This window comes from Pseudonocardia sp. ICBG1034 (assembly GCF_020131375.1).
Classification (GTDB): domain Bacteria; phylum Actinomycetota; class Actinomycetes; order Mycobacteriales; family Pseudonocardiaceae; genus Pseudonocardia; species Pseudonocardia alni.
In genome coordinates this window covers 495,177-515,376 of sequence record NZ_JAHLEK010000021.1, presented here as the reverse complement: position 1 = coordinate 515,376, position 20,200 = coordinate 495,177, and the positions used below count along the sequence as shown (strand labels likewise).

Here is a 20,200-nt window from a genome sequence, read left to right as displayed (position 1 = left end):
CGCGCGGTCGGACGGACCGGGCATCGCCCCTGTTCACGACACCGCCACGCACTCCCGCGCCGCGCACCCCGCCGCGCGAGGGGGCGGATCCGGACACACAGAGATGTGACTCAGGTCACTTTCTCAGGAGTCGAGTGCGGCCTGCACGTCGTCGTGGATGTCGAACAGATGGTGCAGCCCGGCGATGCCGATCGGGCGCAGGACACGCCGCTCGGTGCACGCCAGACGCAGCTCGACCCCGGCCCGGTGGGCCTGCTCCCGCAGCTCGATCAGCGCCGCCAGCCCGGAGGTGCCGAGGAAACGGACCCCGTCGAGGTCCAGCACGACCAGCGAGGCCGCGGAGATCTGCTCGGCCACCGCGTGCCGCAGCTCCGGCGCGGTCAGCATGTCCAGCTCACCGGTCACGGCGACGACGACCGTCCCGTCCGCGGGCCGGGAGGTCTCCAGCCGCAGCCCGTCGCAGGTGTCGGTGACATCGGGTGACGTCCCGCCCGAGCCGTCGGTGGTGCCGGCGGCGGGCGGACGGGGGTCGGTCATTGGGTCGACGGTAGGCACCGCGGCACGGCGTCGCCACTCGGAGCCCGCTCAGCGCAGGCGATGTGTCCCGTCGGGCATCCGCACCGTGAGGCCCCTGCGGGCCAGCAGCTCCAGCAGCGGCACGACGACGCGGCGGCTGCTCCCGAGTACCTCCCGCGCGGCGGAGACGGTGAACGCGCCGTCGAGCCCGTCGAGGGCGGCGACCGCCCGCTCCGGCGCGTCGGGGCCGAGCACGACCTCCGGGGCCACCCGCAGCAGCTCCCCGGCGCGGTCGAGCACTGCCAGCTCCCGCGGCCCGAGCCCCAGCTCCGCGAGCCGGGCCGCCCCCGGCGCGGCGAACGGGGCCCCGTCGAGGTCGGCGCGCACGCGGGCCGCGGCGTCGCGCAGGGCCGCGGGCGGGCCGGTGTCCGCGGCGGCCCGCACCCGCCCGTCGCGCAGGACGAGACCGGCCCCGCCGACGGCGGACAGCACGGCCTCCACCAGCGCGACGTCCGGCAGTCCCGCGGCGCGCCGGGCCGCGGCGAGCGGCAGCCCGGGGTCGAGGGGGTCCTCGGCGTCGTGCGCGGCGACGGCGGCGGCCAGTGCGGCGGCCGACGACGCGGCGGTGGCCGGGTGCAGCAACCGGCCCGCCGCGCCGGGAACCCGGGCCGCGAGCGCGGCCACCTCGCCGGCGGGCACGCCCCAGCGCACCAGGTCGTCGGCCCGGACGGTGCCGCGGCGGGCGAGCTCGGCGTCGGCGTCGGGGACGGCACCGGCCCCCACGAGCTCGTCGGCCCGGCGGCGCGCCGCACCGCGTCTGCGCAGCGGCGGCGGTGCCGGGTCCAGCACCGTCACCCCGGCCACGATCCGCCCGGCACCCGGGTCACGCAGCACCGCCCGGTCCCCGATCCGCAGCGGCAGCGGCCGTGCCGGGGTCAGCCGCACGACCGGGTCGCCGCCCGCCGGGCCGGGACCGAGCGGGCGGACCCGCACCGGCACGGCCGCCGAGCCGACGTGCAGGGTCAGCCCGACCGGCGACGACGGCAGCTGCACCGGCCCGCCGACCCCGTGCAGCCGGGCGTCGGCCTCCCCGGTCACCGGCCACGCCCCCGGGCCGAGCAGTGCGTCGCCGCGGTCGACCCGGTCGCGGGGGACGCCCCGCAGGTTCAGCGCGACCCGCGCGACCGCGGCGGCGGCGTCGACCGGCTCGCCGAGCTCCTGCACCCCGCGCACGGTCACCGGTGCCCGCCCGGCGCCGCCGTCGAGCTCCAGGGTGTCGCCGGGGCGCACGGTGCCGCTGCGCAGCGTGCCGGTGACGACGGTCCCCGCCCCGCGGACGGTGAACGCCCGGTCCACCCACAGCCGCACCGGCCCGTCCGGGTCGGGTGCGGGCAGCCGTGCGGTGAGCGCGGCCAGCGCGCCGCGCAGCGCGTCGAGACCGGTGCCGGTGCGGGCGGAGACGGCGACCGAGGGCCAGCCGCCGAGCCCGCGGGCGGCGAGCGCGGCGCGGGCGTCGTCGAGGGCCAGCTCGGGATCGAGCAGGTCGGAGCGGGTGACCACGAGCAGTCCGTCGGTGACGCCCGCGGCCGCGAGCGCGTCGGCGTGCTCCCCGGACTGCGGCATCCAGCCCTCGTCCGCGGCGACGACGAACAGCGCCGCCGGGACCGGCCCGGCTCCGGCGAGCATCGTGGCGACGAAGCGTTCGTGCCCGGGGACGTCGACGAACGCGACCGTGCCCGCCCCCGGCACCTCGGTCCACGCGAAGCCCAGGTCGATGGTCATCCCGCGGCGGCGTTCCTCGGCGTACCGGTCGGGCTCCATCCCGGTCAGCGCCCGGACCAGCGTGGACTTGCCGTGGTCGACGTGGCCCGCGGTGCAGAGGACGTGCACGGCTCAGTCCTCCGGTCGCCCGGGCACCGCGCGCACGGCCCCGGCGAGCGTCGCGTCCGCCGACGGCGGCAGCGCCCGCAGGTCGAGCAGGCAGCGCCCGTCGGCGACCCGGCCCAGCACCGGCGGGTCACCGGCACGCAGTGCGGCCGCGTACCGCTCGGGCAGCGCGACCGCGGCGCTGGGCAGCGCCACCCCGGGGGCGCCGCCACCGCCGACCCCGGCGACGGTGTCCGTCGCGGTCGCGTCGATCCCGTCGGCGACCAGGGCCGCGGCGAGCGTGTCGGCCCGCGCCCACAGCGCCGCCGGGTCGGCGTCGAGGAACTCCCGGACGGGCGTCGGCGGCCCGGCCACCGACGCCTCCAGCGCCGCGAGGGTCAGCTTGTCGACGCGCATCGCCCGGGCCAGCGGGAAGCGCCGCACCTGCTCGACCAGGGCGGCGCCGCGGTCCCGGCCGCCGAGGAGCAGACCGGCCTGCGGTCCGCCGAGGAGCTTGTCCCCGGAGGCGGTGACGAGGTCGGCGCCGTCGGCGAGGGTGCCCGCGGCGTCGGGCTCGTCGGGCAGCAGCGGGTGCGGGGTCAGCAGCCCGGACCCGATGTCGACGACGACCGGCGGTCCCAGCCCGGCCAGCTCCCGGACCCCGACGGCCGAGACGAATCCCGTCACCACGAAGTTCGACGGGTGCACCACCAGCACGAACGCGGTGTCCGGGCCGATCGCGCCGGCGTAGTCGCGCAGGTGGGTGCGGTTGGTGGTGCCGACCGGGCGGAGCCGGGCCCCGGTGGACTCGATCAGCTCGGGGATGCGGAAGCCGTCGCCGATCTCGACGAGCTGGCCCCGGGAGACCACGACCTCGCGGCCGGTGCCGGCGAGGGCGGCGCAGACCAGCGCGAGGGCGGCGGCGCCGTTGTTCGCTACCCAGGCCGCCCCCGCACCCGGGACCGCGTCGCGCAGCGCGGCCAGCGCGTCCGTGCCGCGCGGCCCGCGGCGCCCGGTGGCCAGGTCCAGCTCGATGTCGCAGGTGCCCGCGGCCACCCCCAGCGCGTCGACGGCGGCGGCCGACAGCGGCGCCCGGCCCAGGTTGGTGTGCAGCAGGACGCCGCTCGCGTTGAGGACCGCCCGGATCCCGGTCGCGGCGGCGGGCAGCGACGCCCCGGCGACGGCGGCGACCTCCTCGGGCGCGATCCGGCCCGCCCGCGCGTCCTGCTGCGCCGCGACGACGGCGCGCTTGACCCGCGGCCGGCCCAGCCGTGCGGCGGCACCGGCCAGCGCCGGGTCGGCCAGGACGACGTCGGTCCGGGGGACGCGCCGGCGCGGGTCGGGCTCGGCGGGAGTCACCGGCGCACCGTAACCCCGTCACGCCGTGCTGTCCCGTGCTCCGGGCCGTCGCGTTCCGGGGCCCGGGGTCAGGACGTCCGCTGCCCGCTGTCCTCGGCGGCGGTGCCGGTCGCCGGGGCCGCATCGGCCGGCGGCTCCGGCTCGCGCTGTTCGGGCAGCACCACAGCCGGCAGGTCGACGGCCTCCTCGTGGTCCACGACCACTGCGTCGTCGGCCGCGAGCTCGCCGCTCCCGTGGGTCTCTCCGGTCCGCAGGGCGTGCGCCGGGCCGCCCACCGGGCGCCGGACACGCTCGCCCTGGTCGGCGCCCCGCGCGGCCCGGGCGGGCGCGTCGAGCCTGCCGAGCTCGGACCCCAGCATCCCGTGCAGCCGGGCGATCTCCTCGCGCACCGAGGAGCGCAGCGCGGACACGTGGGCGTGCATGGACGCCGCGGTGTCCGCGACGAGCTCGCTGTCCCGCCGCGCGGCCACCCCGGCCGCACGCAGCCGGTCGACCTCCGCGCGGGCGTCGGCGACGACCCGGGCGGCCTCGTCGCGGGCGGCGGCCACCAGCTGCGCGGCCTCGGTCTCGGCGGTGCGCCGCCGCATCGCGGCCTCGTGCTCGGCCATCCGCAGCACCTTGTCCGCGCGCATGCCGAAGGTCTCCGCGGGCCGGGACCGGGCGTCCTCGAGGGCGGCGGCGAGCGCCTCGGCCCGGCGCTCGGCGGCGTCGCGGGCGTGCTCGGCCGCGGCGAGGCGGCCCACCAGGTCCTCGACGGTGTGCTCGACGCTGCGGGCGCCGTCGCCGCCGCGCGGTGCGCGCTGCGGCAGTCCGGCGGCCGTCGTCGGAGGGAGCACGGCGTCGGGGACGGGCCCGGCCGGGGGGACCGCGTCCCCGGAGCGGGTCGTCTCGTCGTCGCGTACGTCCTCGGCCGTCACCTCGGCGCCGGTATCCGTGACACCGTCGGTCACCTCGTCGTACCCCCCGTGCAGCTGCTCACGGTGCGTCAGTGTCCGTCTCCCCGGCGCAGCCCGACAGCCCCCGTTCGGCGGACGGCGGCAGTCCGGCGGTCGACGGTGTGTGACACGGGCGATCACGGAGCGACGCTGCCAGGATGGGGACATGTCCGACACCGGTGTCGCCCGACGACTCACCGAGTTCAGCCACGGCGCGGGCTGTGGCTGCAAGCTCGGACCGGCCCAGCTGGGGGAGGTCCTGGCGGCGGTCACGCCCCCGTCCCACCCGGACCTGCTGGTCGGCACCGACACCGGGGACGACGCCGCGGTCTGGCGGCTGTCCGCGGACCGTGCGCTGGTCGCGACCACCGACTTCTTCACCCCGGTCGTCGACGACCCGGGGACCTGGGGCGCGATCGCCGCCACCAACGCGGTCTCCGACGTCTACGCCATGGGCGGCACCCCGCTGTTCGCGCTGAACCTGGTCTGCTGGCCGTCCGAGCAGCTCGGGCCGGACGTGCTGGCCGCCGTCCTGGAGGGCGGCGCCGGGGTGGGGCGGCGGTGCGGGTTCGCCGTCGTCGGCGGGCACACGATCGACGACCCGGAGCCGAAGTACGGCCTCGCCGTGGTGGGGGAGGTCCACCCGGACCGGGTCCTGACCAACGCCGGGCTGCGCCCGGGCGACGAGCTGGTGCTGAGCAAGCCGCTCGGGATCGGCGTGACCACCACCGCGGTGAAACGCGGGGTGCCCGCGGACGTCGACGCCGCCGTCGCCGTCATGACCACCCCGAACGCCGACGCCGCGGCGGCCGCCCGCGAGGCGGGCGCCACCGGCTGCACCGACGTCACCGGCTACGGCCTGCTCGGGCACCTCACGAAGATGACCGTCGCCTCGGGGGTGGACGCCCACGTCGACGTCGCCGCGGTGCCGCTGCTCGGCGGGGTGCGGGAGCTGGTCGCCGACGGCGTCGTCCCCGGCGGCACGCTGCGCAACCGCGCCTGGATCGACGACCGGGTCGTCGCGGGCTCCGCGGGCGAGGAGGACCTGCTGGTCCTGTCCGACGCCCAGACCTCCGGCGGGCTGCTGTTCGGCGCCGCCCCCGGCCTCGGCGACGCCGCCGTCGCGTGGCTGCGCGGGCGCGGGCACGACGCGGCCCGGATCGGCACCGTGACCGAGGGGACCGGGCTGGTCCGGCTCTGAGGCCGATCTAGGGTCGGGGCGTGCAGCCCGTCGACCGCTCCTGTGCCCGTACCCGCGCCTGGGTCGACGAGGCGATGCGCCGCGTCCAGGCCGACGCGAACCGTTCCGCCGACACGCACCTGCACGTGCTGGACCTGCCCGCCGAGTGGGGCGTGCGGGTCTACCTCAAGGACGAGTCGGTGCACCCCACCGGCAGCCTCAAGCACCGACTGGCCCGGTCGCTGTTCCTCTACGCGCTCGCGTCGGGCTGGATCACCGAGGGCACCACGGTCGTCGAGGCCAGCTCCGGGTCGACGGCGGTCTCCGAGGCGTACTTCGCCCGGCTGCTCGGGGTGCCGTTCGTGGCGGTCATGCCGCGCTCGACCAGCCCGGAGAAGATCGCGCTGATCGAGCGGGAGGGCGGGCGCTGCCACTTCGTCGACCACGGCGGCGAGGTCTACGCCGAGGCCGAGCGCCTCGCCGCGGACACCGGCGGGCACTACCTCGACCAGTTCACCTACGCCGAGCGCGCGACCGACTGGCGCGGCAACAACAACATCGCCGAGTCGATCCTGGCCCAGCTGGCCGAGGAGCCGCACCCGGTGCCGGAGTGGATCGTCGTCGGGGCCGGGACCGGGGGCACCTCGGCCACGATCGGCCGCTACCTGCGCTACCGGCGGCTCGCGACCCGGCTGGCCGTCGTCGACCCGGAGGGGTCGGCATTCCTGCCCGGCTGGACGGCGGGGGACCCGTCGTACGCGACCGGGGCGGCGTCGCGGATCGAGGGGATCGGGCGGCCCCGGATGGAGCCGAGCTTCGTCCCGTCGGTGATCGACCGGATGGTCCCGGTGCCCGACGCGGCCAGCGTCGCCGCCGCCCGGCACCTGCGCGACCGCACCGGCCGGTGGGCGGGCGGGTCGACCGGCACCAACCTGTGGGGCGTCTACCAGGTCGTCGCGGAGATGCTCCGCGCCGGACGCGCGGGCAGCGTCGTGACCCTGCTGTGCGACGGCGGCGAGCGCTACCGCCACAGCTACTACGACGACGCCTGGGTCGCCGCCCAGGGGATGGACCTGGCGCCCTACTCCCGGACCCTCGACCGGTTCGTCGCGACCGGGGTCTGGTCCCCGCCCGCGGACTGAGCCGGGCCGCGGATCATCCCCCGGCGAGCAGGGCGGCGGTCGCGAGCAGCCGCCGCTCCGACCCGGGCCGGCCCACGAGCTGCACGCAGCCGTGCTCCCCGGGCCGGTGCACCGGCGCGACCAGCGACGGCAGCCCGGCCAGGTTCCACGCGGCCACCCCGGTGGACCCGGCCCCCGACGCCCCGGGCGGGGCGGGCAGCAGACCGGCCTCGGCGCCGGCGTCGTCGAGCCAGGCGACCATCCGCTGCCGCCACGACGCGGGCGTCGCGGGACGCAGCCCGCCCAGACGCCGGACGCGGCGGCCGCGCCGGACCAGGCTGCGGGCGCTGCGCGGCAGCTCGGCGGGGTCGAGGCCGAGGTCCTCCACCCGGCGGGCGAGCCCGGCCTGACGGCGGCGGGCCGAGTGCACGACCAGCACGGCCCGGTACGGCGGGTCGGCCGCGACGAGGCCCAGCCCGGCGTCCTGCAGCAGCCGGATCGCCGCGTGCACCGCGGACGCGGAGTCCGGCCCGGCGAGCCGGGTGCGGCCGGTGCGCAGCGACGCGGCCAGCGAGGAGACGGGCGCCGCGGCCGGCCCGGGGCCGGTACCGGCGGGGGTGGTGAGCCGCAGCACCGACGACGGCGCGGGTGGCCCGCCGGTGCCGCGCGAGAGCGCGTCGAGCACCGCGGTGAGGTCCTCCGCGCGCCCGGCGAGCAGGGTGGGCTCGGCCAGCCCGCACCAGCGCCGCTCGGCGGCGTCGGGCAGCGGGAGCACCCGGCGGCCCGGCTTGAGCGCGGCGATCCCGTGGGCGGCGGCGGCGCAGCGCAGCGTGCCGTCGCCGTCGACACCGATCCCGAGCGGGACGACGCCGGAGGCGACCACGGTCGCGGTGGCCCGGCCACCCGGGGTGGCGTCGAGGCCCACCTCGTGCTCGGCGGTCCGCGCCCGCCCTGCGACGAGTGCGCCCGCGGCCCGCAGCCTGCGCACGATCTCGTCCCCGCGCCCGGCCACGGAGATGCCGTCCTCGACCACCACCGGGACCCCGGCCAGCGGCAGGGCGAATCGGTCGGTGCGCCGGTCGAGCGCCGCGGCGGCCGCGCGCAGCGGCGCGGGGTCCACCACCAGCCCGGCGCCCACGGGGACCGCGTCGTCGGGGGTGGCGAGGAGCCGCTCGGCGACGGTGGCCGCGCTCAGCCGCCCCTCGCGTACCGCGGCCGCGAGTTCCGGCACACCGGACGGGCCGTCACCCGAGGTGGGGGACAGCTCGTCCAGGTGCAGGATGCTCATCGCGGTGGGGCTCGTCGTCCCGGTCGTCGGGGGTGGTGGTCGGCGGAGGCGGACGGGAATCGAACCCGCCTGGCCGAGATGCTCGGCCACGTCGGTGTTGAAGACCGCGGGGGCCACCAGGCACCCATACGCCTCCGGGTCGTCAGGCCGTGCGGAGCGCCTCCGGCACGCCGTCGGCCACGTCGAACAGGGACATCAGGTTGGTCGCCTCGAGCGCGCGGGTGACGGCGTGCGAGCCGCAGACCAGCCGTAGCCGGCTGCCGGCGTTCTCCGCCTTCTCCTTGCCCTCGACGAGCGCCGCCAGCCCGGCCGACCCGAGGAACGTGACCCGGGTCAGGTCCACCACGAGCAGGCTCGCGGAGCCGATCCGCTCGGCGAGCCGTTCGCTCAGCACGGGCGCGGTCATCGTGTCGATCTCGCCGTGCACTCCGACGACGACGGCGCCGTCACCGTGCTCGGTCACCTCGAAGCGGACGACCTCGCCGACGTCGGGGCCCTGGTCTCCCCCCACCCCGGTGGGCGTCTCACTGCTCATGTGTCGTGCTCCCTCGCGAGTCGTCGCCGTCGGCGCCGTCGACGTGCTCGTGGTCCGTTCCCGGACGCACCATCGACGTCACCGTGAGTGACAACCGGCCGCCGTTGCTTGACGTACCGCTCGTGCTGCCTCCGCACCAGCCTAGTCAGCGCGGTCACCCACCCTACGACCGCGGTCGCAGGTGGCACAAACGTCCCGGGACACGGTCGGGCGCGCTGCCCGGGGTGGTCCGGCCCGGCTGGCAGGGTGTGGGCCATGAGCGTCGAGCAGTCTCCGCCGTTCGGGGTGCGGATCGGTGTCCGCAGCTACGAGATGGACGTGAACGGGCACGTCAACCACGCCGTCTACCATCAGTACGGCGAGCACGCCCGGATGGAGCACTTCCGTGCCGCCGGGCTGTCGCAGCACGCGCTCGGCGCACACGGCCTGACGATCGTGCTGCTGTCGACGACGGTGCACTTCCGGGCCGAGCTGCGCGCCGGGGACGAGCTGCGGATCGACTCGGTGATCGCGTTCACGGTGCGCAAGCCGTTCACGATGAGTCACCGGATCGTCCGGGTGGCCGCGGCCGACGGGGACCGGACGGACGATCTCGCGGCCGAGGTGGAGTGCACCCTCGGGGTCCTCGACACCACGACGCGACGGCTGGTCGCCGACCCGCACGGCAGGCTCGTCGCCGCGTCGTCGGCCCCGGCCCTGCTGGGGCCGGGGCCGGACGTCACCACGTCCTGACGCGGGCCGTGGCGGCGGGGCGTCGCCACGGACCCGCGGCGGCTCAGCCGCGCCGGGCGGGGCCGGCGCCGTACGGGCCGCCGGTGCGGGCGGGGACGGGCCGGTACCCGCCGGTGTCCTGCGGCCGCCCGGGGGCGGTGGCCGGGTGGCCCCCGGTGCCCTGGGACCGGGCCGGGGCGACGGCCGGGTACCCGCCGGTGCCGTGCGGCCGGGCGGGGGTGACGGCCGGGTGGCCGCCGGTCGCCAGGATCTTGTGCGGGGCGGTCGTCCCGGCCCGCGCCGGCCCGATCAGCGGCGGCACCGCTCCGCCGGCCCGCCGCACCGCGCGGCGCGACCGGAGGTAGGCCCGCGGGCCGTTCAGCAGACCCCGGTTGCGCGTCTGGTCGGCGTCGGCGGGCATCGCCACGCCGGCGCCTGCCTCGCGGTCGGAGATGTGGCGCAGCCGGGCGACCGCCGCCGGGAGCCGGCGCAGCGCGACCGACCGGCCCTGCGGCGACAGCGCCACCTTGGCCAGGAAGCTGCCCAGCCCGACGGCGTAGCCCTCCATCTGCTTGCGCAGCGCGGCCTGGTCGGGGCGGTGGTGGTGCCACAGGTAGGCGCCCGGGGCGTAGCCGAGGACGTTGCCGGCCAGGATCATGCGGACCAGGAACTCGCAGTCCTCGCCGCCGTGGGTGGGGGTGCCCGGGCCCATGGCCTCGTCGAAGCCGCCGACGGCGCGGGCGGCCCCGGCCCGCACGGCGAGGTTGGCGCCGATGCCGAACAGGCCGGGTGCGAACGGGAAGATCGGGGAGTCCGCGGGGGGCTCGGCGAGGGTGAACCGGCGTGGGGTGAAGCCCTTGTTCCAGGCCAGGGCGACGTCGGCGGCGCGCTCCTCGGGGCTGCCCAGGCGGGCGGCCAGTACCGGGCCGGAGACGCAGGCGAGCTCGGGGTCCGCGGCGAAGGCGCCGGCGATGCGCGAGGCCCAGGCGGGGTCGACCTCGGTGTCGTCGTCGGTGAAGGCGACGATCTCGGTGCGGGCCTCGGCCAGGCCCCGGTTGCGCCCGACCGACGCGCCCCGGCGGGGCTCGCGGACGTAGCGGACCCGCGGGGACCCGGCGGCGGCGACGGCGTCGCGGGTGAGCTCGTCCGGCGGGTCGTTGTCGACGACGACGACCGACAGTGCCGGGTGGTCGGAGGCGAGGACCGCGCGCAGGCAGCGGGCCAGCGACTCGGGCCGGTTGCGGGTCGCGATCACCACCGTCACGGGGTCGCTCGCGACCGGAGCCGGGGCCACCCGCTCGGGCGACCCCAGGGTGATCAGTGCGGACCGCAGCTCCGCGATCGTGGCGCGACCGCCACGCAGCGGCACGGTCACCTGACCCTGCGGAGTGCCACCGACGGTGACGAGCAGACGGGCGGCGTGGAAGGCCGGGTCGACCCGCAGATCACGCAGCGGGCCGAGCCTGTCCAGCTCACCGACCCAGGTCGCGGCGTCGTTCGACGCAGACATCCCTGACATGGGACACAGTGTCGGGTATGCCCGCTGTGCTCACACTGAGAGTGCGTGGTTGCCGGAAAACGGACACCGTGCGTGTGCGCGGTCGCGGAGTTCACCGGATGTGGTGCGACGGACGGCGTCGGCGCAGGTCGGAGCCGTACCGTCCGATCGTGCGCCGTACGGGTGACGACGTCGGCCGCGCGGGGCGGTTGCCCGCGGCCGTCCGAGGGCACGGCGAGCGGCATTCGCGATGCGACGACACGCCGGAGTGGTCCGGTTCCGGGCGTGTCGTGCGCCATCATCACCCGAACGGGTGGCAGGTCCACGCCGGACGGCGTCCCGACGCACCGGACCTGCACCGATGGTGACCCCGCGCGCGGCGGGGTGCGGACCTCCCGGCGCGGGTAGGTTCGGATCATGAGCGAGTCCCGTCCCACCGCGTCGGTCCTGGTCACCGGGAGCGAGCTGCTCACCGGCCACGTCGCCGACGCCAACGGCCCCTTCGTCGCCCGCTCCCTCGGCGAGCTCGGCTTCGCCGTCTCGCGGGTCCTGCTGGTGGGGGACCGCCCGGAGGACCTGCGCTCGGCGCTGGAGTTCGTCGCCTCCGACGACCTCGTCGTCACCTCGGGCGGGCTCGGGCCGACCGCCGACGACCTGACCGCCGAGGTCGTCGCCGGGTTCGCGGGTGCGGAGATGGAGGTCGACACCGCGCTGCAGGGCCGTATCCACGACCGGGTCGCCGGCTGGGCGAGCCGCGCCGGCTGGGCCGGGCCCGCGCTCGACGCGGCGACGGCCAAACAGGCCAGGGTGCCGCGCGGCGCGAGCGTCCTCGAGCCGGTCGGGACCGCGCCGGGGCTGGCCGTGACCCGGCCGGGTGGGCCGCTGGTCGTCGTGCTGCCGGGGCCGCCGCGCGAGCTGCAGGGCATGTGGCCCGCCGCGCTGGAGTCGGCGCCCGTGGCGGAGCTGCTGACCCGGGTGCCCCGTGCGGAGGCCACGCTCCTGCGCTTCGCCGGGCTGCCGGAGTCCGAGATCGCCGAGACGCTGCGCGTCCTGGAGGCCGAGCTCGACGTGTCCGGGGTGGAGGTGACCACCTGCCTGCGACGCTCGGAGCTGGAGGTCGACCTGCACCCGCTGCCCGGCGCCGAGCCCGTGGCCCGCGAGCTGGCCGCCCGCATCGTCGACCGCCACCGCCGCGCACTCATCAGCGACGACGGCAGCACCACCGACGAGCTGCTCGCCGCGGCGCTGGGCGCGAAGGGCTGGACGGTCGCGACCGGCGAGTCCTGCACCGGCGGGCTGTTGGCCGGGCGGCTCGTCGACCGGGCCGGGTCGTCGGCCTACGTCGCCGGGGGCGTGGTCGCGTACTCGAACGAGGCCAAGACCACGCTGCTCGACGTCCCCGCCGCGCTCATCGAGGCGCACGGGGCCGTGTCGCCGGAGGTCGCGCGGGCACTGGCGGACGGTGCGCGGGCGCGGTTCGGGGCGGACGTCGGCGTCGGGGTCACCGGCGTCGCGGGCCCCGGCGGCGGTACCGAGGCCAAGCCCGTCGGCTACGTCTGCTTCTGCGTGACCACCGCCGACGGCCAGGTCATCGCGCGCGACCCGCAGCTGCCCGGCGGGCGCGCCGACGTCCGCGAGCGTTCGGTCGACCTGGCGATGCACCTGCTGCTGCGCGCCACCGGCGTCACCGGGCCGGGCGCGCACCGCTGAGGGCACGACGCCCCGCCCGGGGCTCCCGGGCGGGGCGCGGTCGCGGTGCGGTGCGGTGCGGCTCAGTCCTTCGCGGCGGCGAACCGCTCGGCGGCGTCGGCCCAGTTGACGACGTTCCACCAGGCCTTGACGTAGTCGGGCTTGACGTTCTTGTACTGCAGGTAGAAGGCGTGCTCCCACATGTCGAGCAGGACGATGGGGGTCTGGCCGGCGGGGAGCTGGGACTGCTGGTCGTAGAGCTGGTGGATGAGCAGGCGGTCGCCGAGCCGGTCGTGGCCGAGGATGGCCCAGCCGGAGCCCTGGATGGTGGTGGCGGCGGCGGTGAAGTGGGCCCGGAACGCGTCGAAGGACCCGAAGTCCTTCTCGATCGCGGCGGCCAGGTCGCCGGTGGGCTTGTCGCCGCCGTCGGGGGAGAGGTTGTTCCAGAAGGCGGAGTGGTTGACGTGGCCGCCGAGGTTGAACGCGAGGGTCTTCTCCAGGCCGACGATCGCGCCGAAGTCGTCGCGCTCGCGGGCCTCGGCGAGCTTGTCGAGGGTGGTGTTGAGGCCCTGGACGTAGGTGTTGTGGTGCTTGGAGTGGTGCAGCTCCATGATCTCGGGCGCGATGTGCGGGGCGAGCGCGGAGTAGTCGTAGGGCAGGTCCGGCAGCGTGTACTCGGCCATGGTCCTCTCCTGGTTCGGGGTCGCGCGGCGGTGTGCCACACGGAGTCAATTGCCACTATGTAGCAACTGCTGGCTACCCGCGACCAGCGACGCGCACGCATGGACGGATCGATCCGCCACCTGTACTCTGCTGCAAGTCACTTGCAGGAATGCGGGTGACGCGGTGGGGATCGTTCTGGCAGCTCGAATCCACCGTCGACGGCGCCGTGCGTCACGTCCGACCGGACGGGGCCGCGGCGCCGTCGCGTGTCCGGCTCAGCCCAGGAGCTCGGCCAGCCTCACCACGGTCGCCCGGTTCCGCATCGTCCCGCCCTGGTCGCCGGCCCTCGTCCGGGCGGTCAGCCGGGTCGCGAGCTCGCTGCGTCCCAGCCCGTCGGGCAGGTGCAGCCAGACCACCCGCCCGCGGGCGACGACGTCGCCCCGCCCGCACTTCGCCCGCTCGGCCGCCAGCGCGGCGGCGATCCGCTCGCGGTCGTCGTCGGACACCGGCCCGGCCCGGAACAGGGCGTGCAGCTGCTTCGGGTCGGTGACCTCCGGGTACGGGTTCGCGGCCACCGCGGCGAGGTAGTCGTGGCGGCCGAACACGACCACCGGGCGCTCGACGCCGAACTCCTCGACCAGCGCCGCGGCGACCGTGGCGGCGACCTCGTCGTCGCCCGCGGGGCTGGTCAGGGCGACGTTGCCGGACTGGATGTGGGTGACGACGTCGGCGCAGCCGCGCCCGCCGAGCACCCGGCGCAGGTCGGCCATCGGGACCTTCCCGTGGCCGCCGACGTTGATCCCGCGCAGCAGCGCGACGTGGGTGCGCACGCCGGGAATGGTGCCGCGGCTACGCGGCGGTCGGAAGGGTGAAGGCCGAGGCGGCCTCGCGGATGCGGTCGCCGGTCGGGCCCGCCGGCCCGCGCAGCACCCCGTTGCCGGCTCGGCGGCGAGCACGTAGGCGCCGACCGGCGCGTGCTCGACCCCTGCCCGCTCAGGAACGACGGCGGGTGGGCCCGCGTCGCCGACGAGCGCCACCCGGCCCGACGACCAGCGTGGCATCCGGATCCGGCCGACGACGTCGAAGAACAGGTCGTCGGCCGAGGTGGTTCGGCATCGTGAACCCGGCGAACCGGTACCCGAGATGGTGGTGGAACTGCTCCTCCGGTCCGGAGGTCGGCGCGCGGGTGGCCGAGTGCAGCCCGTCCGCGCCGATGACCAGGCGGGCCGTCGGGGTCGAGGAAGGTGAGCCGCTGCGAGTCGACGTGCGCCGCCCGCACGCTGGACGGCAGGCCCATCCGGTCGACGACCTCGACCGACGCTGCTGCCGCGGATCACCCGGCTCGGCACCGTCCTGAGCCGGGAGCGGGCGGTCGAACGCGCGGTCGCCGCCGCGGGCATCGACCCCGCCCTGTCGGTACTGATCACGCTGCACACGGCGGGCGGTCCGCTGCGGGTGGGGGAGATCGCCGCCCGGATGCAGGTGGTCGGGCCGCACGTCACCCGGCAGGTGGGCGACCCCGAGCGCCGCGGCCTGGTGCACCGCGTCGCCGACCCGGCCGACCAGCGGGCCCGGCTCGTCGAGCTGGTCCCCGAGGGCGCCGACGCGGTCGGGCGCTACCTGCGCGAGGTGCTCGGCTGGTTCTCCGGCGCGATGGCGAGCTGGTCGGAGACCGACCGCGCCGATCTCACCCGGCCGCTCGGGCGGATGGTGGGCGACCACACCGCGCAGGTCGACGAGCCGTCCTGACCCCGAGGGTCACGACGGGCGGTCGGCCAGCACTGCACGGTAGTGCGCGACGAGGGCCTCGTCGGGCCCCGTCGTGGTGTCGAGGTCGCTCCCGCCGAGGTGCGCGGCGAGTGCCTCGAAGCAGCGGTCCCACCCGGCGGCGGTGTTCGCCGACCAGCGGGGGTCGAGCACGGTGTTGCTGAGACGCAGCACGCAGCCGTCGCCGTCGGGTTCGAGGGTCCAGCGCAGCCTCTCGCCGGCCCAGGTGAACCCGAGCGCCGTCGGTGCCTCGAGCTCGGTGATCTCGGCGTGGTCCTGCTCGCCGTCCTCGAAGGTCAGCGTGATCGTTCCCCCGACGCGCATCTCCGCCTGCACCTCGCAGGGGAACCAGCGGCTCATCTGGGCGGGTTCGGTCAGTGCGGCCCAGACCTTCTCGATCGGATGCGGATAGCGGCGCGCGAAGCGCAGGACCGGGCCGTCGGGATCGACGGTGACCTGGATGCTCACGATGGTTCCTCTCCGTGGGGGCTGTCGAGGGAGTCGAGGTGTGCGCCCAGGGCGTCGAGTCGTTCCTCCCAGAAGGCGCGATGCGGCGCGAGCCAGGTCTCGATCTCGGCCAGCGCGTCCGCCCGGAGGACGTAGCGACGGCGCTGGGACTCGACGACGACGTCGACCATGCCCATGTGACGCAGCACGCGCAGGTGCTTCGACACCGCGGTCTGGTTCAGCTCCAGCGCGGTCACGAGCTCTCCGACGACGCAGCCCTGCGGCGTCCGCAGCCGATCCAGGATGGCTCGTCTCGTCGGGTCCGCCAGGACGTCGAAGGAGTCACGCACCCGTTGAACATGCCATGGCGGGTATATGCCGGTCAAGGCATACGACCGCAATGGCCCGGAAACGACGACGGCGCTGACCACGGGGAAAGGTTCCCGCTGGTCAGCGCCGTCTCAGGGCCTGTGATCAGGCAGCCTGCTTGGTCTCCCAGAAGATCTTGTCGATCTGGGCGATGTAGTCGAGCAGCTCCTGGCCGGTGGCCGGGTCGTTCGAGCCCTTGGTGCCCGACGCGCCGGCGGCCTTGGTGGCCTTGTTGAACAGCTCGTGCAGCTCCGGGTACTTCTCGAAGTGCGGCGGCTTGAAGTAGTCGGTCCAGAGCACCCACAGGTGGTGCTTGACCAGGTCGGAGCGCTGCTCCTTGATCTCGATGGCGCGGGCCCGGAAGTCCACGTCCTCGTTGCCCTGGTACTTCTCCTGGATCGCCTTGACCGACTCGGCCTCGATCCGGGCCTGGGCCGGGTCGTACACGCCGCAGGGGAGGTCGCAGTGCGCGGTGGCCTCCAGTCGCGGACGGAGAATGCGGGACAGCCGCATGAGTGTCCTCCCTGGTGGGGTGATCGTTCTGGCACCGGCGACCCTACCCTCGCGGCGGTGGTCGGGCAGGACGACCACCGCCGCGAGAGATCCACTCTGGAGGGAGTCCGTGATGCGCCTGCGGAGGGTGACGGTGCGGGGGCCGTCGATGTCCCCGGCCCTGTCCGACGGCGACGTCGTGCTGGTCCGGTTCGGCGCGCCCGTCCGGTCCGGCGACGTCGTCCTCGTGACCTGGGCGTCCCGCCCCGGACAGCTGTCGGTGAAGCGGGCCGTGCACCCCGACGGCGACGGCTGGCACGTCCGCGGCGACAACCCGTTCGGCTCCACGGACTCGGCGACCCTGGGCCCTGCCTCCGTCCACGCCGTCGCCCGCCACCGCCTCTGGCCCCGCCCCGGCCGGGTGCCCGGACCCGGTCACTGAGCCCCGCACGGGACCCGGCGTCCCACACCGGTCCCGAACCGGTGCCGGAGCCGTGGGCTGACGTAGCGTCGGGGCCGTGGGTGCCGGTGAGGGTGTGCAGGTCGGGGACGGGCTGGCCGTCGGGCCGGATCTCGTCGGCGCCGCGGAGGTCGCGACGGGGCAGGCGCTGGCCGCGCTCGGCGTCGTCCCCGACCTCGTGGTGTTCTTCGTCTGCCCCGGTGCGGGGGCTGCCGCGCCGGTCGAGGAGGTCGAGGCCGCGGGGCTGCGGGTGATGGAGCTCGCCGCGCCCGGCGCGACGATCGGGACCACCGCGCACGGCGTGATGGCCGACGGCCGCGGCGTCGAGGGCGAGCCCGCCGTCGCGGTCTGGGCGGCGTCGCTGCCCGGCACCCGGGTCCGGACGATCTTCCCGGTCGCCGAGCGCCGCCCCGGCGCCGGACCGGACGGCCGCGACGCGATCGGCGTGCGCGGCCTGGTCCCGCCCGCCGAGGACGACCGCGTCGCCGTCCTGCTCGCCGACCCGTTCACGTTCCCGGTCAGCGGGGTGCTGGACCGGCTCGCGTCGACGAACCCGGGCTTCCCGGTGATCGGCGGCCTGGCGAGCGGCCCCGGCGGGCCCGGGGCCGACCGGCTGTTCGCCGGCGGCACCGTGCACCACGGCGGCGCGGTCGGGGTGCTGCTCGGCGGCACGTCCGACGCGCGGGTCGTCGTCAGTCAGGGATGCCGCCCGATCGGGCCGCCGATGGTCGTCACCCGCGCCGAGCGGAACCGGATCGCCGAGCTCGCCGGGCGGCCCGCGGCCCAGCGGCTGCGCGAGATCGTCACCGCGCTGCCGCCCGAGGAGCAGCAGCAGGCGCTGACCGGGCTGCACCTGGGCGTCGCGGTCGACGAGTACGCCGAGTCCCACGACCGTGGGGACTTCCTGGTCCGCGCGGTGCTGGCCGTCGACGTCGGCGACGGTGCCGTCATCGCGGGCGACGTCGTCGAGATCGGCACCACCGTGCGCTTCCAGGTCCGCGACGCCGCGGGCGCCGCCCAGGACCTGCACGAGCTGCTCGCCCCGGTGCGCCACGCCGCGCCGGCCGCGGGCGCGCTGCTGTTCTCCTGCAACGGTCGCGGCGCCGGCATGTTCGGCGACGCCGACCACGACGTGCACGCCGTGCGCGTCGGCCTCGACCCGCACGCGGGCGGGTCCGGCGACGCGGCCGGACCCCGGGTGGCCGGCTTCTTCGCCGCCGGGGAGATCGGACCGGTCGGGCCGGGCAACCACCTGCACGCGTTCACCGCGTCCGTGCTGGTGGTCTGAGACCTCAGCGCAGGGTGCGGAAGAACCCCCGCACCTCGTCGACGAAGGACTCGGGCTGCTCCAGCGACGGGAAGTGCCCGCCGACGTCGGGACGCGAGAACCAGCGCAGGTCGGTGTAGCGGCGCTCCAGCCAGGACCGGGGGAGCTTGACCATCTCGTGCGGGAACTGGGCGACGCCGGTCGGGACCTCGACGTCGTCGAGGCGGCGGCGGGCGAAGCTCTCCCAGTAGATCCGCGCCGACGACGCGCCGGCCGAGCCCAGCCAGTACTGCATGACGTTGTCCAGCAGCCGGTCCCGGCTGATCACGTTCTCCGGGTGGCCCGCACAGTCGGTCCAGTCCCAGAACTTCTCCACGATCCACGTGCACTGCGCGGCGGGGGAGTCGGCGAGCCCGTAGCCGACGGTCTGCGGCCGGGTGGACTGCTCGGCGGAGTAGCCGGAGCCGTAGCGGGAGAACTCCTTGGAGAAGCGGATGTCGGCCTTCTCCTGCGCGGTGAGCCCGGCGGCGTCGTCGGGCTTGGGCGCCAGCGCCATCGTCAGGTGGATGCCGTACAGCATCTCCGGGGCCGCGGTCCCCAGCGCCGAGGTGATCATCGAGCCCCAGTCGCCGCCCTGCGCGGCGAAGCGCTCGTAGCCGAGCCGGTCCATCAGCTGCGCCCAGGCGACGGCGATCCGCTCGACCCCCCACCCGGTCGTCGTGGGCTTGCCGGAGAACCCGAACCCGGGCAGCGTCGGCACGACGACGTGGAAGGCGTCGGCGGGGTCCTCGGGGTCGGTCAGCGCGGGCAGCACGCCGAGGAACTCGACCAGCGAGCCCGGCCAGCCGTGGGTGAGCAGCAGCGGCATCGCGTCCGGGTGCTTCGAGCGGGCGTGCAGCACGTGGATCTCGACCGAGTCGTCGCCGCCGCCGTCGAGGCCGGTGCGGAACTGCGGCCACGCGTTGATCTCGGCCTCGACGCGGCGCCAGTCGTAGCGGGTGCGCCAGTACTCGCACAGCTCGCGGGCGTAGTCCAGCGGGACGCCCTGGGACCAGCCGTCCACGGTCGCCGGGTCCGGCCAGCGGGTGCGGGCGAGCCGCTCACGCAGGTCGTCCAGCTCGGCGTCGGGGATCTCGATCCGGAAGTCGCGCACGTCGTCACGGTGGCACGGAACGCCACGGCGGGCGTACCGGTCACGGCATCGGAACGATCACGATGCGGCGAGCGCCCGGCTGATCCCACGGGCCGCCGCGCGCACCGCGGGCACCAGGGTGTGCGGGTTCGTCGCGGCCGGCACGACGATCGACAGCCCGGCGACCACCGGACCGTCCCCGCTGCGCACCGGGGCGGCCACCGACATCGACACCTCCTCGATCTGCCGGTCGGACACCACGAACCCGCCGGTACGGGCCTGGGCGAGCAGCGCCCGGACACCGTCGGCGCGGCACACCGTGAACGGGGTGAACCGGCGGATCGGGCGGGCCAGCACGGCCTCGACCGCGGCCGGGTCGGCGTGGGCGAGCAGTACGAGCCCGACCCCGGTCGCCGTCGACGGCAGCCGCGACCCGGTCCGGGTGACGATCGAGACGGCGTCGCGGCTGGACAGGCGCTCGACATAGACGACCTCGCCGGCGTCGTCGGGGTCGAGGACGGCGAGCTGCACGTTGTGCCGGGTGACCTCGTGCAGGTCCTCCAGGAACGGCATCGCCGCCTCCCGCAGCCCCTGGCTGGCCGGGGCCAGGTGCGCGATCTCCCAGAGCCGCAGCCCGATCCGGTAGCGGCCGTCGTCCCCGCGGTCCAGCGCCCCGCCCGCGGCGAGCTCACCGGCGATCCTGTGCACCGTCGTCAGCGGGAGCCCGGTGCGCCGGGCGATGTCGGTCAGCCCGAGCACCGGGTCCTTCGCGCTGAACGCGCCCAGCACGTCCAGCACCCGCGCGGTGACCCCCGAGCGGACCGGACGCGTCGTCATGACCGGGCATTCTTCCGTAGAGCGGAAGCTCGGTCGAACGGCCGTGCCGGGAACGGGAAGGTGACTCC

General features: G+C 76.3%; 21 protein-coding genes and 1 tRNA gene. 7 read left to right on the top strand and 15 right to left on the bottom strand.

Going from position 1 to position 20,200, the window contains the following annotated elements:
• Positions 1 to 123: 123 nt before the first annotated feature.
• The 4 genes from KPF22_RS23965 to KPF22_RS23950 form a co-directional block, all read right to left on the bottom strand.
• A complete protein-coding gene (locus KPF22_RS23965) occupies positions 124 to 537 on the bottom strand; it encodes an STAS domain-containing protein (protein WP_062400770.1) in 414 nt (137 codons plus the stop codon).
• Positions 538 to 585: 48 nt separating this feature from the next.
• The gene (locus tag KPF22_RS23960) at positions 586 to 2,406 is read right to left on the bottom strand and encodes a selenocysteine-specific translation elongation factor (protein ID WP_224403351.1); all 1,821 of its coding nucleotides are present in this window, start codon (positions 2,404 to 2,406) and stop codon (positions 586 to 588) included.
• 3 nt (positions 2,407 to 2,409) lie between these two features.
• Positions 2,410 to 3,741: an L-seryl-tRNA(Sec) selenium transferase gene (gene selA, locus KPF22_RS23955; RefSeq protein ID WP_224403350.1), complete on the bottom strand. Its 1,332-nt coding sequence runs from the start codon at positions 3,739 to 3,741 to the stop codon at positions 2,410 to 2,412.
• Positions 3,742 to 3,809: 68 nt separating this feature from the next.
• A complete protein-coding gene (locus KPF22_RS23950; protein WP_224403349.1) occupies positions 3,810 to 4,691 on the bottom strand; it encodes a hypothetical protein in 882 nt (293 codons plus the stop codon).
• A 151-nt stretch (positions 4,692 to 4,842) separates the two neighbouring features.
• Between KPF22_RS23950 and selD the strand changes: the two genes are divergently transcribed.
• Positions 4,843 to 5,877, top strand: coding sequence for a selenide, water dikinase SelD (gene selD / locus KPF22_RS23945; protein ID WP_208825005.1), 1,035 nt, complete (start codon positions 4,843 to 4,845; stop codon positions 5,875 to 5,877).
• 74 nt (positions 5,878 to 5,951) lie between these two features.
• Positions 5,952 to 6,998: a PLP-dependent cysteine synthase family protein gene (locus KPF22_RS23940; RefSeq protein ID WP_224403371.1), complete on the top strand. Its 1,047-nt coding sequence runs from the start codon at positions 5,952 to 5,954 to the stop codon at positions 6,996 to 6,998.
• 13 nt (positions 6,999 to 7,011) lie between these two features.
• Here the strand turns inward: KPF22_RS23940 and KPF22_RS23935 are convergent, their stop codons facing one another.
• The 3 genes from KPF22_RS23935 to KPF22_RS23925 all read right to left on the bottom strand — a co-directional run bounded on the left by KPF22_RS23935 (position 7,012) and on the right by KPF22_RS23925 (position 8,800).
• Entirely contained in the window at positions 7,012 to 8,265 is a 1,254-nt protein-coding gene (locus KPF22_RS23935; RefSeq protein WP_208825003.1) for an amidase family protein, read from the bottom strand.
• Positions 8,266 to 8,308: 43 nt separating this feature from the next.
• A tRNA-Sec gene (locus KPF22_RS23930) sits at positions 8,309 to 8,401 on the bottom strand.
• A gap of 6 nt (positions 8,402 to 8,407) precedes the next feature.
• Positions 8,408 to 8,800: an STAS domain-containing protein gene (locus KPF22_RS23925; protein WP_043280132.1), complete on the bottom strand. Its 393-nt coding sequence runs from the start codon at positions 8,798 to 8,800 to the stop codon at positions 8,408 to 8,410.
• 255 nt (positions 8,801 to 9,055) lie between these two features.
• On the opposite strand from KPF22_RS23925, the gene KPF22_RS23920 reads away from it, so the two are divergent.
• Positions 9,056 to 9,532 carry a thioesterase family protein gene (locus KPF22_RS23920; protein ID WP_224403348.1) on the top strand — a complete coding sequence of 159 codons (477 nt, stop codon included), beginning with the start codon at positions 9,056 to 9,058 and terminating at the stop codon, positions 9,530 to 9,532.
• Positions 9,533 to 9,575: 43 nt separating this feature from the next.
• Here the strand turns inward: KPF22_RS23920 and KPF22_RS23915 are convergent, their stop codons facing one another.
• Positions 9,576 to 11,021 (bottom strand): glycosyltransferase family 2 protein, encoded by a 1,446-nt coding sequence (locus KPF22_RS23915; RefSeq protein ID WP_224403347.1) that lies wholly within the window; start codon positions 11,019 to 11,021, stop codon positions 9,576 to 9,578.
• A gap of 405 nt (positions 11,022 to 11,426) precedes the next feature.
• Between KPF22_RS23915 and KPF22_RS23910 the strand changes: the two genes are divergently transcribed.
• Positions 11,427 to 12,719, top strand: coding sequence for a competence/damage-inducible protein A (locus KPF22_RS23910; RefSeq protein WP_224403346.1), 1,293 nt, complete (start codon positions 11,427 to 11,429; stop codon positions 12,717 to 12,719).
• Between the two features lie 62 nt (positions 12,720 to 12,781).
• On the opposite strand, the gene KPF22_RS23905 is transcribed toward KPF22_RS23910, so the two are convergent.
• Both KPF22_RS23905 and KPF22_RS23900 read right to left on the bottom strand, forming a co-directional pair.
• Complete coding sequence (locus KPF22_RS23905; protein ID WP_224403345.1) at positions 12,782 to 13,381, bottom strand: superoxide dismutase; 600 nt, start codon at positions 13,379 to 13,381, stop codon at positions 12,782 to 12,784.
• Between the two features lie 255 nt (positions 13,382 to 13,636).
• On the bottom strand, positions 13,637 to 14,191 hold the full coding sequence (locus KPF22_RS23900) for a DUF1697 domain-containing protein (RefSeq protein WP_208821477.1): 555 nt from the start codon (positions 14,189 to 14,191) through the stop codon (positions 13,637 to 13,639).
• 490 nt (positions 14,192 to 14,681) lie between these two features.
• Between KPF22_RS23900 and KPF22_RS23895 the strand changes: the two genes are divergently transcribed.
• On the top strand, positions 14,682 to 15,110 hold the full coding sequence (locus KPF22_RS23895) for a MarR family transcriptional regulator (protein ID WP_308010461.1): 429 nt from the start codon (positions 14,682 to 14,684) through the stop codon (positions 15,108 to 15,110).
• A gap of 9 nt (positions 15,111 to 15,119) precedes the next feature.
• On the opposite strand, the gene KPF22_RS23890 is transcribed toward KPF22_RS23895, so the two are convergent.
• From KPF22_RS23890 to sodN, 3 genes are all read right to left on the bottom strand, one after another.
• Complete coding sequence (locus KPF22_RS23890; RefSeq protein ID WP_224403344.1) at positions 15,120 to 15,596, bottom strand: SRPBCC family protein; 477 nt, start codon at positions 15,594 to 15,596, stop codon at positions 15,120 to 15,122.
• Positions 15,593 to 15,925 carry a helix-turn-helix transcriptional regulator gene (locus tag KPF22_RS23885; protein WP_208821471.1) on the bottom strand — a complete coding sequence of 111 codons (333 nt, stop codon included), beginning with the start codon at positions 15,923 to 15,925 and terminating at the stop codon, positions 15,593 to 15,595. Before KPF22_RS23885 ends, KPF22_RS23890 begins: the two co-directional genes overlap by 4 nt.
• Before the next feature lie 124 nt (positions 15,926 to 16,049).
• A complete protein-coding gene (gene sodN, locus KPF22_RS23880) occupies positions 16,050 to 16,457 on the bottom strand; it encodes a superoxide dismutase, Ni (RefSeq protein ID WP_062400785.1) in 408 nt (135 codons plus the stop codon).
• Positions 16,458 to 16,569: 112 nt separating this feature from the next.
• On the opposite strand from sodN, the gene KPF22_RS23875 reads away from it, so the two are divergent.
• Both KPF22_RS23875 and KPF22_RS23870 read left to right on the top strand, forming a co-directional pair.
• On the top strand, positions 16,570 to 16,878 hold the full coding sequence (locus KPF22_RS23875; protein WP_208821468.1) for a S24/S26 family peptidase: 309 nt from the start codon (positions 16,570 to 16,572) through the stop codon (positions 16,876 to 16,878).
• Between the two features lie 76 nt (positions 16,879 to 16,954).
• The gene (locus KPF22_RS23870; protein WP_208821464.1) at positions 16,955 to 18,184 is read left to right on the top strand and encodes an FIST N-terminal domain-containing protein; all 1,230 of its coding nucleotides are present in this window, start codon (positions 16,955 to 16,957) and stop codon (positions 18,182 to 18,184) included.
• 4 nt (positions 18,185 to 18,188) lie between these two features.
• On the opposite strand, the gene KPF22_RS23865 is transcribed toward KPF22_RS23870, so the two are convergent.
• Positions 18,189 to 19,316, bottom strand: a complete 1,128-nt coding sequence (locus KPF22_RS23865) for an epoxide hydrolase family protein (protein ID WP_208821461.1) — start codon at positions 19,314 to 19,316, stop codon at positions 18,189 to 18,191.
• Between the two features lie 57 nt (positions 19,317 to 19,373).
• Positions 19,374 to 20,132, bottom strand: a complete 759-nt coding sequence (locus KPF22_RS23860) for an IclR family transcriptional regulator (protein WP_224403343.1) — start codon at positions 20,130 to 20,132, stop codon at positions 19,374 to 19,376.
• Between the last annotated feature and the right edge of the window lie 68 nt (positions 20,133 to 20,200).